The 15,300-nt window shown below is 65.9% G+C and carries 10 protein-coding genes; 3 read left to right on the forward strand and 7 right to left on the reverse strand.

Annotation, left to right across the window (positions count from 1 at the left end):
• Positions 1-209 precede the first annotated feature (209 nt).
• Together miaB and metK are read left to right on the forward strand one after the other, a co-directional pair.
• Entirely contained in the window at positions 210-1,616 is a 1,407-nt protein-coding gene (gene miaB / locus DL240_RS10710) for a tRNA (N6-isopentenyl adenosine(37)-C2)-methylthiotransferase MiaB (RefSeq protein ID WP_199589792.1), read from the forward strand.
• 137 nt (positions 1,617-1,753) lie between these two features.
• Positions 1,754-2,908 (forward strand): methionine adenosyltransferase, encoded by a 1,155-nt coding sequence (metK, locus tag DL240_RS10715; RefSeq protein ID WP_111729888.1) that lies wholly within the window; start codon positions 1,754-1,756, stop codon positions 2,906-2,908.
• A gap of 19 nt (positions 2,909-2,927) precedes the next feature.
• Here the strand turns inward: metK and DL240_RS10720 are convergent, their stop codons facing one another.
• From DL240_RS10720 to DL240_RS10730, 3 genes are read right to left on the reverse strand one after another with little or no spacing between them, the layout of a single operon-like run.
• The gene (locus DL240_RS10720; protein ID WP_111729889.1) at positions 2,928-3,722 is read right to left on the reverse strand and encodes an ABC transporter ATP-binding protein; all 795 of its coding nucleotides are present in this window, start codon (positions 3,720-3,722) and stop codon (positions 2,928-2,930) included.
• Complete coding sequence (locus DL240_RS10725) at positions 3,719-4,768, reverse strand: FecCD family ABC transporter permease (protein ID WP_111729890.1); 1,050 nt, start codon at positions 4,766-4,768, stop codon at positions 3,719-3,721. Before DL240_RS10725 ends, DL240_RS10720 begins: the two co-directional genes overlap by 4 nt.
• A 2-nt stretch (positions 4,769-4,770) precedes the next feature.
• On the reverse strand, positions 4,771-5,724 hold the full coding sequence (locus DL240_RS10730) for an ABC transporter substrate-binding protein (RefSeq protein WP_146618242.1): 954 nt from the start codon (positions 5,722-5,724) through the stop codon (positions 4,771-4,773).
• Between the two features lie 95 nt (positions 5,725-5,819).
• Here DL240_RS10730 and DL240_RS10735 point away from each other — a divergent pair, with 95 nt between their 5' ends.
• On the forward strand, positions 5,820-6,998 hold the full coding sequence (locus tag DL240_RS10735) for an MXAN_5187 C-terminal domain-containing protein (protein WP_111729891.1): 1,179 nt from the start codon (positions 5,820-5,822) through the stop codon (positions 6,996-6,998).
• A gap of 18 nt (positions 6,999-7,016) precedes the next feature.
• On the opposite strand, the gene hflX is transcribed toward DL240_RS10735, so the two are convergent.
• From hflX to DL240_RS10755, 4 genes are all read right to left on the reverse strand, one after another.
• Positions 7,017-8,624 (reverse strand): GTPase HflX, encoded by a 1,608-nt coding sequence (gene hflX / locus DL240_RS10740; protein ID WP_199589793.1) that lies wholly within the window; start codon positions 8,622-8,624, stop codon positions 7,017-7,019.
• A gap of 204 nt (positions 8,625-8,828) precedes the next feature.
• Positions 8,829-10,634: an FHA domain-containing protein gene (locus tag DL240_RS10745; RefSeq protein WP_111729893.1), complete on the reverse strand. Its 1,806-nt coding sequence runs from the start codon at positions 10,632-10,634 to the stop codon at positions 8,829-8,831.
• Between the two features lie 233 nt (positions 10,635-10,867).
• The gene (locus DL240_RS10750; protein ID WP_111729894.1) at positions 10,868-13,966 is read right to left on the reverse strand and encodes an efflux RND transporter permease subunit; all 3,099 of its coding nucleotides are present in this window, start codon (positions 13,964-13,966) and stop codon (positions 10,868-10,870) included.
• A 78-nt stretch (positions 13,967-14,044) separates the two neighbouring features.
• Positions 14,045-15,283, reverse strand: coding sequence for an efflux RND transporter periplasmic adaptor subunit (locus DL240_RS10755; RefSeq protein WP_158542485.1), 1,239 nt, complete (start codon positions 15,281-15,283; stop codon positions 14,045-14,047).
• Between the last annotated feature and the right edge of the window lie 17 nt (positions 15,284-15,300).

Genomic DNA, 15,300 nt, shown 5'->3' on the forward strand with positions numbered 1-15,300 from the left:
TGCCCCGCCAACTTCTCAACGTTGGTTGCTCGCTGCACCGCGTCATTCCCGGTGCGGTTGACGTATGGAGATGCTTCTTCTAGGGTTCGCCCTCTTAAGCACCGGGGCTATATGCGTGCCGCGCCAACCCCACCCAACCCTTTGATAACGCTACCCTTTTTCCCCGCTACATGGTGCGCACCGAAGCGCTCAGGGATCTGGAAGTTGCCATGACGAGCTCTATCGACCCCACTCAGGCCGATCCAAACGCCCATAACGGTGACGTCAACACCATGCCCAACGTCGGTCAACGTCCCGGCCGCCGGGTCTTTATCGAGACCTACGGCTGCCAGATGAACCTGGCCGACAGCGAATTGATGGGCGGCGTGCTCAGCACCCGTGGCTACACCGCCGCGCCCAATCATGAAGAAGCCGACGTCATCCTCATCAACACCTGTGCGGTGCGCGAACGCGCCGAAGAGCGCGTCTTCGGCCGCCTCTCCTACCTCTTGCGCTTCAAAAACGAACGCCCCGAGGTGATCCTGGGTGTGACCGGCTGCATGGCCGAGCGCCTGCGCGAAGTCATCACGGAGCGCGCTCCCTACGTCGACCTGGTCATCGGCCCCGACGCCTACCGGCGCCTGCCCGAGCTCCTGGAGCAATGCCAGGAGAGTGACGCCGACCCGGTCATCGACGTGAAACTCGATCGCGAAGAGACCTACAAAGGGCTGCAGCCCGAGCGTCGCCCGGGCATCAGCGGCTGGGTCACCGTACAGCGTGGCTGCGACAAGTTCTGCACCTTCTGCATTGTGCCTTTTGTGCGCGGTCGCGAGCGTGGTGTCGCCCCCGAAGAGATCCTGGCGCAATGCCGTGACATGGCCGCCCGCGGCTACAAAGAGGTCACCCTTCTGGGTCAGACGGTCAACTCCTACCGGCACGAAGACACCGACTTCGCCGATCTGCTCGAAGAGGTCGTCAAGATCGAGGGCATTGAGCGCGTGCGCTTTACCTCGCCATATCCCACCGACTTTACGCCCAAGCTCATCGCCACGATGGCGAAGCACGACAAGATCTGCAATTACCTGCACCTGCCGCTGCAGTCGGGTTCGGACCAGACCCTGGAAACGATGAAGCGTCTGTACACCAGCGAGGAATTCTTCAAGCTGGTCGACGACATCCGCCAGGCCATCCCCGACATCGCCATGTCCACCGACATCATCGTGGGCTTCCCTGGCGAGACCGACGAGGATTACCAGAAGACAGTCGACGCTCTGGAGCGCATCCGCTTCGACTTCGGCTACCTCTTCAAGTACTCCGAACGCGATGGCACCTTTGCCTCGCGCAAGCTCCCCGACACCCTTGATGAGGCCACCAAAGGAAGCCGGCTCGCCGCACTGATCAAGCGTCAGGAAGCCATCAGCGCCGAGATCTTCAAAGGGCGCATCGGCTCCACCGTACGCGTGATGGTGGAGGGCGAGAGCCGCCGCGACGCCAATGACCTCTGTGGGCGAAGCGACGACTTCAAGATGACGGTGTTCCCCAGGCCCGCCGATCGCGAGCTCAAACCCGGTGATTTTGTGAACGTGCGCATCACCGACGCGACCAGCCACACCCTGCTTGGCGAAATCATCGACTGAGCACACCCCTTACAACGTGCGCCCCCTTTGAGGGGCGCCTACATCCCTGTCCTCGCCGGGACTCACCCGGCGAGATTGACCCCGGCGGCGCCCTGAAGGCGCTGCCTTGCTACGAGAGAAAACGGAGAACCTTTACGATGTCCCAGAACTTCATCTTCACCTCGGAGTCGGTCTCCGAGGGGCACCCCGACAAAATCGCCGACCAGATCTCCGACAGCGTCCTCGACGCCATCCTGGCTCAGGATCCACGCGCCCGCGTCGCCTGCGAAACCGTGGTCAACACCGGCCTGGTATTGATGGTCGGCGAAATCAGCACCCGCGCGACGGTCGACTATACGAAGATCGCGCGCAATACCATTGAGCGCATCGGCTACAACGATCCGCGCTACGGCTTCGACCACAAGAGCTGCTCGGTGATGGTGGCCCTGGATGAGCAGAGCCCGGACATCGCGCAGGGCGTCGACGCCGAGCACGGTGTGGTCAAAGAGCAGGGTGCCGGCGACCAGGGCATTATGTTCGGGTATGCCTGCGACGAAACCGATCAGCTGATGCCGATGCCGATCATGTACGCCCACCAGCTCGTCGAGCACCTGGCGCATGTTCGCAAATTTGGCGGCATGGACTGCTTCGGCCCCGACTCCAAGAGCCAGGTTTCGGTGCGTTATGAAGATGGACGTCCCAAGGCCATCGACGCTGTTGTCATCTCGACCCAGCACGTCGAAGACATGACCGTGGAGCAGGTCCGCGAAGCGGTGATGGAGACGGTCATCAAGAAGGTGCTCCCGGCCCAGCTGCTGACCAACGACACCAAGTACCACATCAACCCCACCGGCAAGTTTGTGATCGGTGGCCCGGTGGGCGACGCCGGCCTGACCGGCCGCAAGATCATCGTCGACACCTACGGTGGCATGGGCCGTCACGGCGGCGGCGCGTTCAGCGGTAAAGACCCCAGCAAGGTCGACCGCTCCGCAGCCTACATGGCGCGCTACGTGGCCAAGAACCTGGTGGCCGCCGGCTTCGCCGAGCGCCTGGAAGTGCAGCTCTCCTACGCCATCGGCGTGGCCGAACCGGTGAGCATCATGGTCAACACCTTCGGCACCGGCACCATCGACGAAGAGAAGATCGAAGCGCTCATCCCGCAGTTCTTCGACCTGAAGCCGGCCGGCATCACCGAGACGCTGGACCTGCTCAAGCCGGTCTACAGCGAGACGGCGGCCTACGGGCACTTTGGTCGCCCGCAGTTTGCCTGGGAGCGCACCGACAAGGCCGAAGGCCTGCGCAACGCGCTCTAAGCCCCCCGGCGTAGCCAGACTACGCCAGCCACACCCAGCGCCCCTCCACCTGGAGGCGGCGCATCGCGAGGCCGAACGCCTCGCTGACTTGCTCCTCGGTCAAGGTGTCTTCGGGCGCGCCCCATCCCAGGGCGCGCCCGGGCGCCAGGAGCAGCACCCGGTCAAAGAAGCGGTGCACGAGCTCCAGGTCGTGGAGCACCGCCACCGCCGCGCCCCCCTCGTCGACATGCTCGCGCACCACCTCCAACAGCCGCAGCTGATGACGAAGGTCCAGATTTGCCGTGGGCTCATCGAGCAACCACACCCTGGCCTGCGTGACCAATGTCCGCGCCATGACCACACGCTGGCGTTCCCCGCCGCTGAGCGACGACACCGGGCGATGAGCCAGATGCTCCACTTCCAGCCGCGCCAGCGCCTCTAGACCTGCCCTGTGATCACCGACGCCGGGAAGGCTAAAACGCGGGCGGCTGGCATGCAGGCCCATCAGCACAAACTCCAGCGCACCGAAATCAAACACCGGCACCGAGGCCTGAGGCACCACCCCCACCTCCCGGGCGATCTCGCGGCGCGTATACGTTGAGAGCGCTCTCCCCCCCAACATCACCTGCCCGCCATCCGGCAACCGCACTCCGGCGAGCATGCGCATCAAGGTGGTTTTGCCCACACCATTGGGCCCCACCACCGCCCAGGCCTGCCCCGGGAAGATGTTCAGCCGGAGCTCCTCGAAGAGCGTGCGCTCGCCAGCCCGCGCTCCCAGCCCCCGGAGCTCCAGCAGCGGCGCTCGCGTCCCCTGCTGTGAATCGATCACACTCATGCCCACCCCGCATCACGCCGGAGCGCTCGCCAGAGAAAGTAAAGAAAGAGCGGCGCGCCGATCATCGAGGTCAGCACCCCCACCGGCAACGTGGTTCCCAACAAGCCAAAGAGGCTGCGCGCGCTCACATCGGCCAGCGTCAAAAACGCCGCGCCGGCCAGCGCCGAGGTCGGCAAAAGCACCCGGTGATCCGGCCCCACCACCAGGCGCATCGCGTGGGGCACCACCAGCCCCACAAACCCGATGATGCCCGAAAACGCCACCCCCACCGCCACCGCCAGGCTCGCCAGCACCAGGCAAACGCCCCGCACCCGGGCCACCTCCACTCCCAGATACGCCGCCTCCTCCTCGCCGAGTGACATCACGTTGAGATCGCGCGCAAAGGCCCACAACGCCACCAGACTCGCCAGAATCACCGCGCTCACCCCAACCATCGTCGACCAGGGCGTGCCCTCCACACTCAGCGAGCCCATCAGATAAAAGAGGATCTCCTGCGCTTTCTGGGCTGAGACCACGCTCTGCAAAAACATGATCAGCGACGCCGCCAGCGCGTTGACGATCACCCCGGTCAGCAAAAGCACATACGTGGCGCCGCGCCCGCCCGGCGCCCAGCGTGCCACCCCAAAGATGACCGCGAGCGCAGCGAGCGCGCCGCCAAACGCCGCCACCGGCGTGCCAATGGCCAACGCCCCGATGCTCAGGCTTCCCAACGTCAAAAAGATCGTGCCTCCCAGCGCCGCGCCCCCCGACACCCCGAGAATGTAGGGGTCGGCCAGCGGGTTGCGCAGCACCGCCTGGAACACCGCACCGCCGGCGGCCAGCGCCGCACCGACCACGCCGGCGAAGAGCACCCGCGGCAGTCGCGCGCTCCACAAGATCGCCTCCTCCGTCGCGCTGAGCTCACCGCTGAGCAACCGCGCGACCAGATCGAAGCCCCCCAGCGATGAGCTGCCCGCGCTCAGCCCCAACGCCGCACTGCACACCCAGAGTAGGAGCGCGGCGCTCGCACTCCACGCGATCCTGTGGGGGGTTAACACACCGCGCACGCTTACTCCTGGGCTTGCTCCGCCACCGCCGCCTCAACTCCCGATGCCTCGCCCAGCAACGCCAGCGCCCGGGGCACCCGGGGCCCGGGCCGCATCATCACCGGATCGGGAAGATGCACCACCCGCTCCTGGCGCACCGCCGGCAGACTCTCAAAGCGCTCCCAGTACGCCAGCACCTGCTCCGTCGGCACATTCAAGGAGACATCGATCACCGCCTCCGGCGCCGCCTCCAACACCGCCTCGACATCCAACACCGGATACGCCGTGGCCTGGTCGCCAACGGCGTTGGTAAGCCCCGAAAGCTCCAGCAGCTCTGCGCCGAAGGAGCCCGGCCCGGCCACCACCAGCGGCTCGCGGTCATAGACCATCAACGCCCGCATCGGGCGCTCGCCACGAGCCGCACGCAGCCGCTCCGAGACCGCCTGGAGCTCGCCCTCCACCCGGGCGCGCAAACGCTCTCCGCGCTCCGCCTGCCCCATCCAGCCGCCCAGGATCTCAAAGCTGCGCATCGCCGCCTCCAGATCGTCGCCGCGCACAAACGCATACGAGATCCCGGCCTGATCCAGCTGGTCGGCGATATGATGATCGGCGCCGGCCTGCACCCCCACCACCAGATCGGGCTTCAACGCCAGAATCGCCTCCAGATCCGGATCAAGCATCCCCCCGATCTTGGACCTACCGGTGGCCTCCGCCGGGTAGTCACAGTAGCGCGTCACCCCCACCACCTGCTCACCAAGCCCCAGGGCAAACAGCACCTCGGTGGTCGAGGGCGCCATCGAAACCACCCGCTCCGGCGTCGAGGGCAGCTGCGCGCTGTGCACCGAATGCTCGCTGACCACGCGCGCCCCGGGCTCGCTCCCCGGCGCCACCGAGGGCTGCGGAGCCCTCTCACAGGCCCCCATCGCCAATAGCGCGCACAGCGCCAGCATCATCTTAAATGGGTACAGCAGTTTCATGGGATCACCAGGTGGTCATATTGCAAAGGCTTGACGGAGTGTTACACTACGGGCCAGCAACGCCCTCCCACACGACAGCTCAAGGATCGGCAGCCATGGCGGGACGCGACCTGCTCAGCCCTTCAGAAATCGATGCGATGCTCAACAACCTGGAGCGTCAAATCGATCGCCTGCGCGTTCTCTACGAACGCTATTTCAACGGTGTCGATCGGCGTCCCCCGACGCATCAGCGCCAGGAGATCGTGCGCCTGAGCTTTGAGCTGGAGCACACCTTCATCAATAACACAGCCCAGAAGTTCCGTCTGCGAGCCTTAGTCCAGCGCTTCCAGACCTTCAAGACCTACTGGGATCGTACCCTGCGCCAGATCGAAGAGGGCACCTACAAACGCGATCGCAACAAAGCCGAACGCCGCCAGGAACGACGCGCCGAGCGCGAAGCCCGCGATCAGGCCTACAGCATCGATCTGGACAACGACTTCATCGAAGGCCTCGATGAGGTCGACCTCGATGCGTTGATGGGCGACGCCCTCTCGTCGGTGGAAGCCGCCCCGGCCCCCTCGCCATCACCGGCAGCGCCCTCCCCCTCCGAGGCCGACGAGAAGGAGCGCATCCGCCGCGAAAAACTCGCCGAAATCCAACGCCAGCTGGGACTCGTCGACGATGCGCCGCCACCGAGCGCTCAGCCGGCTCCCCCGGTCGCTCGCCACGGTGCGACCGAAACGCCCCGCGCCGCGGCGGCCTCGGAGCCCGTCGCTCAAGAGCGTCCGAAGAGCAATCCGCGCAGCGAAAAGCTCGCCGCGATGCGCCGCAAACTTCAGCGCCAGAGTGCCACCGAATCCGCCGCGCAACCCTCGCCCGGCTCCGGCAAGGAGGCCGGGGGAGTGCGCGGCGCCAGCGCCGATCAGGTCGCCCGAATGAAGGCCATGCGCGATAAACTGGCCAGTCGCTCCATCTCGCGCCCTTCCTCCGCGCCGCAGCAACGCTCCGCGCCGACCGCGTCCGCGCCCGGCACCTCCGTTCGCACCACCGGCAGCCACCGCGTGGTCCGCCGCAATGCCTCCGACGATGAGGGCTCGCGCCAGGTCTACGAACGCCTCCTCGAAGCCAAGCGCCGCTGCAACGAGCCTACCGACAAGTTGAGCTACGACGCCGTCAAGCGCTCCATGGATCGCCAGCGCGCCGAGCTCCAGCGCACCCGCGGCGCCCGCAACGTCGACTTCCAGGTCGTGATCAAGGGCGGGAAAGCCTACCTCAAGCCCGACGCCAAAGACTGACGCCTGGCGAAAGGGCTGTCAGGGCCGCACCTCCAGCGCCGCGTCCCGCTGGCGCGACTGCCGAAAGAGGCGATTCTCCAACACCTCGACCAGCGCCTCGCTGCTCTCGCGCTCCAGCGCCGAGACCGGAATCGCGTTGTACGCCCGCGCCACCGAGGCGCCCTGGTCACCCTCAAGCAGATCGATCTTATTAAAGACCAACATCTGCTCCTTATCTCCCAGCCCAATCTCGGTGAGGATGCGGTTGACCGCCTCCATCTTATCCTCAAAGCGCTCGTCGGAGACGTCGACCAGGTGCATCAGGATATCGGCCTCATCGAGTTCTTCGAGCGTGGCCTTGAACGCCGCCACCAGGTCGGCCGGCAGATCGTGAATGAACCCGACGGTGTCGGTGAAAATGATCTCCCGCTCGTCCGGAAAGCGCAGCTTGCGGGTCGTGGGCTGGAGCGTGGCAAAGAGCTTATCCTCGCTGAGCACCTCGGAGTAGGTCAGCGCATTGAGCAACGTGGATTTACCCGCGTTGGTGTACCCCACGATGCTCACGGTAGGCAGCTGATTGCGCGTGCGCCGCGCGCGACGCACCTCGCGCTGCTTGCTCAGGTTTTCAATGTCGCGCTCCAACGAGCGGATGCGATCGCGGGCCCGACGCCGGTTGATCTCCAACTTGGTCTCCCCGGGACCGCGCCCCCCGATCCCGCCGGTCAGACGGCTCATGCCCGTGTTGCGGCTGTGCAGACGTGGCAAATTGTACTTGAGCTGGGCCAGCTCCACCTGAACCTTGCCATCACGCGAGGTCGCGCGCTGCGCGAAGATGTCCAGAATCAACTGCGTGCGATCGATGACCTTGATGTCGGTCTCATCGGTGATCCCCCGCAGCTGGGTGGGGCTCAAATCCTGCGCAAAGATGATCAGGTCGATGTCGAGCTGGAGCGCGCGCAGCGTCAGCTCCTCGATCTTACCCCGGCCCAGCGCAAATTTGGGGTGCATCGAGGTCCGGCGCTGAATCATCGTATCCACCACATCGACGCCGGCGGTGCGGCAGAGCTCCAGCATCTCCTCGACCTCCACCTCCTCGGGCCGCCCCTCCGGCGTGGCCACGTAGGCCAGCAGCGCTGGCTGCCCGCCGGTGGTCACCACGTCGGCCGCCTTGCGCTGGAACTCCCCCTCGAGCTCCATAATAAAGTGCGTAAAGCTCACCCCCACTTCCGAGGGGTTGGCCGCCTTGTGGGTCTCCCAGATGCGCTGCTCCGGGTTCTCCGGCACCAGGTGCGCCCAGGCCACCTGCCCCGGGTAGCCTCCCGGCCCCACCCCGATGCTCATCACCAGGTCGAGCTGCAGTTTGGAGAGGTCGGTTAAGTCATCGCGAGACAACTCCACCTGACGCCCGCGCTCCCCCAGGTGGGTGCGGATCAGACGCACCCCGCGAAAGCGGCTCTGCCCGGCGCGTTGCCGCCCCAGATCCGGCAGGTAGACGCGATGGGCGTCCCCCAGCATCACGTGTTCTACTTTCCCCGAACGATCGACCAGCACCGCCACCACCCGATTGAGCTCTTCGGAGATGAAGGTCATCTGGGTGGCAAACTCCTGACTGATCGCGTCCAGGGTGCCAATCTTGCGTCGGTACAACTTCTCCAGCGCCCGTTTCTGGCTGGATTTCAGGCCGGTGGTCTCGCCATAGATCTCGCGTGCGATAGGTCCCTCTCCTCTTCACGTCATCTCGACACCGCCTCTTCAGGCGGCACTGCTGCTCAAAAAAACGGCCGCCGCCCGCGCTCCATTCCAGAAGCAGGCGACGGCCCAGACCTTCGTCTCTTACCAATCAGACGCCACTCAGGGTCCGCACCCCAGACGCTCCATCTGCGCCTCCACCGCCCCGGGGTTCGAGGGGCCGGTGCGCATGTACTGGCGGTAGTGGCGGCAGGCCGCGTCGGTATCACCGAGCTGACCGTAGGCCACCCCCAGAATGCGGTGGCAGTCGGCGTTGCCGCCGCGCACCCCCTGGGTGCAGTCGGTGATCGCCCCGCGGGGATCGCCACTGGCCACCTTACGCGCGGCGTTGGTGAAGAGGGTGCGCGCTTCCTCCGCGCTGAGCTTGGGCTCGGAGGGCTTGTTCCGCGAGGCCGTGCGTCCGCCGCTGCGGGAGCCTCCCGAACCACTCGCTTCGCTGCGGGCCGCCGCGGCCTCGGCTCGCGCGGCCACCGCCGCCTTGGCGGCGCGCTCCTGCTCCTCGATCCGCGTCAGCAGGTCCCTGGCCGGCTGGTGCGTCGAGCGCACCACCAGCACGCTCTCGGCAAGCTCCCGGGCCTCCTCGGTCTTGCCATCGTTGAGTTCCTGACGGGCCTGCGTGACCACACCGTTGAGGATGCCGGCCTGCGTGCCGTCGCCTTCCATCTTCTTATAAAAGATCGAGTGCGAGGGAATCGACGAGGCGTGCTCCAGGGCCTCCACCGGCTCCCCGGCCTCCAGGCTGTCGCGGGCGTTCTCGTAATGACGCTGGAAGGGAAGCTCATTGCGGGCGCTGCTTAAGAGCTCCGAGATCTGGCGCTGTTGCTCCGGCGAGGGCTCCATCAACTCGCCAATGGACTCCAGCTTGCCGATGGCGCGCTGGAGTTTGCCTTCCTCATAATCGCCCCGAGCGCTGGCCACGGCCGCATCAATGCGATCGTCGCCGGCATTGACCTCCAGCTCCGCGATCTCCCGGGCGGCTTCAGCCTGCACCTGGGCATCGACCGCCGGCGCTCCGGCCGGGCTCTCTTTATCGCCTCCCAGCGCAAATATCGCTCCCACCGCCAGCAGCGCCGCCACCACCAGCCCCCCGCCAAAGACCACCAGCTTGTTGGGACCGGTGCTGCCCGCGGCCGGCGCAAACTCCTGCCCGCCCGCCAGCGACGCCGAGGGCGGCGTGAACACGTAGTTCTCGCCAGGCTCCACAAAGCGGAACTTCACATGCCCGAGCTCGATGACATCGCCGCGTTTGAGGTGCGTCGCCCGGTAGGTCTCTCCGCTGACCTTGACGCCATTCTTGCTGTTGAGATCGACGATCTTATACGCGCCGTTTTTCTCGCGCACGATCTTGGCATGCTTCTGCGAGATGGAGCGATGGTCGATGATGAAGTGGCAATCCTCGCCGCGGCCGATCACCGTCTCGTTCTGGGTGAGCGAGAACTCCTGGCCAGCGAAATTGCTGGAGATCACCACCAGCTTGGCCGGCAGCGCCGGCATCATCGAGGTCACCTCACTCTGGCTCTCTTCCAGATCGGAGAGGCGAGTGACGGTGGTCACCTCGTGCGCGCCCGGCCCCTGCCCCGGAGCTCGGGCCTTGGGTTTGGGAAGGGGTTTGGCCTTCTTCTCCCCCTGAAGCGTCAGCCGGTAGTCCCCGATGAGCACCACATCGCCCACGGCCCACTCGGCTCGCCCTTTGATCGCCTTGCCGTTGCGCTTAATCCCATAGCGCGCGGCCAGATCCTCAACGAATATTCGGTCATCGGCACACGTGATGCGCGCGTGATGACGCGAGACATTACGTTCGGTCAGGCGGATGGTGTTGCCCTCGGCCCGCCCCACGGTAATTTCGTCCCGGATGAGGGAGACGACGGTTTTCCCGCCTTCATCATCCTCGATAAGGAGCTTGTGCATTCACGCTTCCTCGAAGCAGGTCGTCGCTCTACGGCTGGTCAGGAAGGATACCGCGACGCTTCTCGGGCGCAACCTCAATTGACAACCGACACTGCGGCCTGACGCCGAAGAGCGGTGGGGGGAAGAGGCGACCTTGAGACTTCGCTTGAACCGTCCACCCCCACCGTTAGCACAGCCCCCCCCTTATGTTCAATTTGGGGCGACGCCTTGTCGCACTTCCCGGTACGTTTGGCTCAGCTGCGCGCCGCCCGACGCTCTCGCCAGCCCTCGACCAGGTTGTAGAGCACCGGAATCAGCACCAGCGAAATCGCCGCCGAGACAAAGAGCCCGCCGATGACCGCCCGCGCCAGCGGCGCCTGGGTATCCCCGCCCTCGCCAAGGCCCAGCGCCACCGGGATCAACGCCAGCACCGTGGTCGCCGTCGTCATCAAAATCGGGCGTAGACGCCGACGCGCGCTCAGCGCCACGGCCTCCCGCACCTTCATCCCCTGCTCCGCGCGCAGCAGGTTCACGTAGTCCACCAGCACAATGGCGTTGTTGACCACGATCCCCGTGAGCACGATGCAGCCCAGAAACGACTGCATATTAAAGGTGGTGTCGGTCGCCAGCAGCATCAGCACCACCCCGATGCCCGCCACCGGAATGGAGAACATGATGTAGAGCGGCTGCAGAAAACTCTCAAACTGCGCGGCCATCACCATATACACCAGCAACACCGCCAGGATGATGCCCACCATCAGGCCGGCAAAAGTCTCCTCCTGCTCCTCGGTCTCCCCCTGCACCAGCACGCTGAATTCATCGGGGATCTCCATCTCGGCGATTCGCTCGCGCAGCTCCGCGGTGATGGCGCCCAGGTTGCGGTCGCCGCTCAAGAAGGCGCGCACATCGACGACGCGGCCCTGGTTCTCGCGCTCAATGGTCAGCGGCCCCTCGATCTCCTGGACGCTGACCAGGTCTCCCAGCATCGCGGTCCCGATCCCGGGCAACACGATCGGCGAGTCGAGCAGCGCCTCCACTCCCAGACGCTCCTCCCGGGGCAGGCGCACGATCACGTCGAACTCGTCGCCGTCGGTGCGCAACACCGTAGCCCGGGTGCCCTGGATGTAGGTCTGGATCTGACGCGCCACATCGGAGGGCTGCAGCCCCATGGCCCCCAGCTTGGCGCGGTCGGGCACGATGCGCACCTCTTTGCCGCCGGGCTTGCGGCTGACGTTGGCCCCGGTGATGCCCTCCACCGAGGTCATGACCTGGGACACCTCCGCGGCCAGCCGGTCGGCCGTCTCCAGATCGTAGCCGCGCACCTGCACCTCCAGACGCTCCCCGCCCCCCTGAAGCACCCGCAGAATCCACAACCCGCCCCCGGCCCGCACCCGAATGTCGGCCCCGGGGATCAGCCCCTTGAGCCGGCGACTCAAATCGGCGGCGACCTCATCGCTGCTGCGCTCCCGCAAATGCGGCTTGACCAGCTGCAGCTCGATCGACGCCGACTCCCCGCCGGCCGTCGAGTAGAAGCCCGGCGTCCCCACGATCGTCTGCATCAACTCCAGCTCGGGCACCGCCTCCGGAATCAACGCCTCGATCTGCTGGGCGGCCTGCTCGGTGAGTTCAATCCGCGTGCCCACCGGCAGATCCAGGCTCACCCGGACCTCGCTCATATCATCCTCGGGCATCAGCTCGGTGCCCACGTAGGGGATCAGCGCCATCGCTCCCACAAAGGCCGCCAGCACCACGGCCAGCGTGGTCTTGGGATGATCCAGACATCCGTCGGCCAGGTTGCCGTAGGTCTTCTCCACCGCGCGGAGGAAGCGCCCGATCACCCCTTCATCACCGCCTTCCAGCGACTGCCCGCTCTTGAGGAAGCGCGACGAGAGCATCGGGATCAGCGTCAGCGCCACCGCCAGCGAACACACCAGCGCGAAGCTCACCACAAAGGCCATCTGCCCGAAGAAGATCGAGGCAAACCCGGTCAAAAAGACCACCGGCACAAACACCACCAGCGTGGTGATCGTGGAGGCCACGATCGCCCCGGCCACCTCCCGGGAGCCCTCCACCGCGGCTTCCCCCGGCGCGTCGCCCTCCTCGAGTTTTCGGAAAATATTCTCCAGGATCACGATCGCGTTATCGACCAGCAGCCCCACCCCCAGGGCCACTCCGCCGAAGCTGATCAGGTTGAGCGTGATCCCGAAGTAATACATCAGCGTAAAGATCCCGATCACCGAGATCGGGATCCCCACCGCGATGATCAAGGTCGAGCGCACGTTGCGCAAAAAGAAGAGCAGCACCAGCACGGCCAACGCCGCGCCGATAAGCACCGAATCCTGAACGTTGGAAATGGAGTTCTCAATGTACTCCGAGGTGTCACTGGCCACCGTAAAGACCGCGCGCCCCTGGTAGTCACGGTTGATGCGCTCAAGCTCCTGACGCACCCGCGCGGCCACCTCCACCGTGTTGGTCCCCGACTGGTTCGTCACCGAGATCCGCAGGGAGGGCTCCCCGTTGATCCGCACCACGTTCGAGGGGTCTTCAAAGGTATCGAGCACCTGGGCCACGTCCCGCAGCAACACCGGCACCCGCGCCCCGGAGGCGTCCTGACGCGAGCCCACGATCACCTGCTGCAGCTCCTCGGGTTCGGCGGCCTCACCAAGCACGCGCACCAGCAGCGACTGATCGAAACGCTCGATGGTGCCCGCCGGCAGGTTGCGGTTCTCGGCCCGCAGCGCATCGACCACCGCGGTGGGCGGCAGCCCGAACGCCCGCAGACGCTCGCTGTCCAGCACCACCTGAATCTGGCGTTTGAGCCCCCCACGCACATCGACCGAGGCCACCCCCTCGACCCGCTCCAGCCGGGGAGCCAGCTGCAACTCCGCTAACTGACGCAGCTGCGGCTCACTCATCTCGCCAGAGAGCGCCAGCTGCATGATCGGGAAGCTGCCCAGGTTAAACTTGAAGATCACCGGGTCATCGGCGTCCTCGGGCAGCCCGGCCTTCACCCGCTCGATCGTTGCGCGCACATCGTTGAGCGCCGTATCCAGGTTGGTCCCCCAGACAAAGCGCAACGCCACCCGGCTGCGCCCCTCGGCCGAGAAGCTCTCGATGCTGTCGATCCCCTCGACCGTACCGATCGCCTCCTCGATCGGACGCGTGATCAGGGTCTCGATCTCCTCGGGGCCCGCCCCGTTGTACGAGGTCATCACCGAGATCGACGGGAAGTCGATCTCCGGCAAAAGGTCAACCTGCAGGCGAGTAAAGGAGACCGCCCCCAGGATCATCAGCCCGAGAAAGACCATGGTCGTCATCACCGGACGACCGACTGCAAAGCGGGGCAAATTCATAACGTGTTCCTGGCTGCCGGCATCAGGCGCCGGCGTCTAAACCTTGATCCTCGTGCCTCGTCTGAGCACGTTGCCTGCTTAAGGAGAAGCCTCTTCGCCGGCGCCACCGCCCACGCTGATGTCGCGCACCTCCACGCCATCTTTGAGCTTCTCATGGCCGCGCAACACCACCGGGGTGCCCGCCTGGAGCCCCTCGATGATCTGGGTGCGCTCCCGGCCCACCAACCCCAGCACCACCTCCTGGCGCTGGGCGGCGCCATCGACCACCTTCCAGACGTAGGGCGCGCCGTCGACCTGGCGCAAAATCGCCTGGCTCATCAGCGTCAGCGCGTCCTCGGCGCGCCCCAGCTCCAGGCTCACCCGGGCGTACATCCCGGGGCGAATCCCCGGATGCTCCTCATTCAGCACCACATCGACCCGCAGGCTGCGCGTGGCCGGGTCGAGCGCCGGCGCGATGCGGAGGATCTTGCCCTTGAGCGGCGCGCTTCCCAGCGCCCCCACCCGAATCGTCACCGGGGTGTCGGTGGCCACCCGCGCCGCGTCCCGCTCGGGGATGCGCACGCTGATGTAGAGATCCCCGTCATCCACCACCCGGAACACCGTCTGCCCCGGGCTCACGTAGCTGCCGCGGTCGACGTAGCGCTCGCCAATGAGCCCGGCAAAGGGCGCACGAATCTTGGTGTTGCTCAGGTCCTCGCGCGCCGAGGCCTGGCGCGCCTGGTTCTGGGCGATGGTCGCCTCGGCCACCGCCACCCGCTGCTCGGCGGCGCTGACCTGGCTGCGCAGCTCCTCGACCTCGCGCTCGGTGATCATCTGCCGGCTGAGCAGGGGCTCCTTCCGCTCCAGATCCCGGCGCAGGTTGGCCAGGTTGACACGGGCCTCCTCTAAGCTGGCCCGCGACATCTGCACCGAGGCCCCCAGCTCCCGCACCCGCTGGCGGGTCGGCGTGGCGTCGACCTCGGCCAGCACCTGCCCCTCTTCCACCGCGTCGCCGATGTTGACGTTGAGCGTGGTCACCCGTCCGGCCACCTCGGCCGAGAGCTCCGCCATCCCCTCCGACTGGAACTCCCCGGCAAAGTCGCCCTGCACGGCAAACTCACCCTGCGCCACCGGGACCGTCTCCACCGAGACGCGGGTCACGTTGCCGCCCATTTTCGGGCCCTTCGGCCCCTTCGGGCCCCCCGACGCCTCCTCGGAGCTGCACCCGCCGATCATCAGGAGCCCGGCCAACAACACCGCGCCCACCTTCACCCTTGTCTGCACCATCTGGTCGCCTTCTTCTTTATCCGGCCGACAACTCGCCGAACCACGTCTCACGTAAAGCCTTCTCTTTA

The sequence above is a fragment of the Lujinxingia litoralis genome, from assembly GCF_003260125.1.
Classification (GTDB): domain Bacteria; phylum Myxococcota_A; class Bradymonadia; order Bradymonadales; family Bradymonadaceae; genus Lujinxingia; species Lujinxingia litoralis.

Bases quoted from the DNA above. Each gene is read 5' to 3' on its own strand.
- miaB (WP_199589792.1), top strand. From the start codon at position 210: ATGACGAGCTCTATCGACCCCACTCAGGCCGATCCAAACGCCCATAAC.
- metK (WP_111729888.1), top strand. From the start codon at position 1,754: ATGTCCCAGAACTTCATCTTCACCTCGGAGTCGGTCTCCGAGGGGCAC.
- DL240_RS10720 (WP_111729889.1), bottom strand. From the start codon at position 3,722: ATGAGTGTGATCGATTCACAGCAGGGGACGCGAGCGCCGCTGCTGGAG.
- DL240_RS10730 (WP_146618242.1), bottom strand. From the start codon at position 5,724: ATGAAACTGCTGTACCCATTTAAGATGATGCTGGCGCTGTGCGCGCTA.
- DL240_RS10735 (WP_111729891.1), top strand. From the start codon at position 5,820: ATGGCGGGACGCGACCTGCTCAGCCCTTCAGAAATCGATGCGATGCTC.
- DL240_RS10745 (WP_111729893.1), bottom strand. From the start codon at position 10,634: ATGCACAAGCTCCTTATCGAGGATGATGAAGGCGGGAAAACCGTCGTC.
- DL240_RS10750 (WP_111729894.1), bottom strand. From the start codon at position 13,966: ATGAATTTGCCCCGCTTTGCAGTCGGTCGTCCGGTGATGACGACCATG.